This is a genomic window from Burkholderia sp. A9 (genome assembly GCF_000801975.1).
Genome location: NZ_JSZN01000070.1, coordinates 1 through 692 on the forward strand (window position 1 = coordinate 1; position 692 = coordinate 692).

Below are 692 nucleotides of genomic sequence, written 5' to 3' on the forward strand. Positions count from 1 at the left end.
CCTGCACGAGCGGCAGGCGCAGGCCGAAGCGTTCGGAAAACGGGGTGGAAAATGCACGGGCGGACATGGCGAATCCTTCGATGACGATGCGCGAAAGCGCTTTGTAAAGGCCGACACCTCGACTCTATCGAAGCGGCACGCCGCCGAAAAATGAATAATCGAGATCGAAACGATCGCTGCGCGAGAAGCGGGCTCGGACTGCAGCTTCGACAGGCGCGCAGACCCGGCAGGCGCGGCCCTTGCGCGCGCTGCAGCACCCCGGGATTGGTGGCACACTAGGCCGCCCCTCTTCCACCCGCGGCGCGCCTGTCGCGCGCCCGCTCGCCAGGAGTTCCAACGTGACTGCCCAATGGATCGACATCCCGACCGGTAACGACAGCTTCGGCGGCTATCTCGCGCTGCCCAAGCGCGGCAAGGGCCCCGCCGTCATCATCATCCAGGAGATCTTCGGCGTGAACTCGCACATCCGCGCGGTCGCCGACCAGTACGCGGCCGACGGCTTCGTCGCGCTCGCGCCGGACGTGTTCTGGCGCACGCAGCCGCGCGTCGAGCTGACCTATGAAGGCGCCGACCGCGACAAGGGCATCGAACTGATGAAGAAGACCGACGTCGGCCTCGCGGTCGCGGACCTCGGCGCCGCTGCCGACGTGCTGCGCGCGCGCCCCGAAGTCGCCGGCAAGGTCGCCGCGATC

The 692-nt window shown here is 67.8% G+C and carries 1 protein-coding gene; it reads left to right on the forward strand.

Features of this window, described 5'->3' with window-relative positions:
- Nucleotides 1–338: 338 nt before the first annotated feature.
- Nucleotides 339–692, forward strand: a 354-nt coding sequence (locus PI86_RS15455; protein ID WP_039324327.1) for a dienelactone hydrolase family protein, incomplete at its 3' end; no start/stop codon positions are given.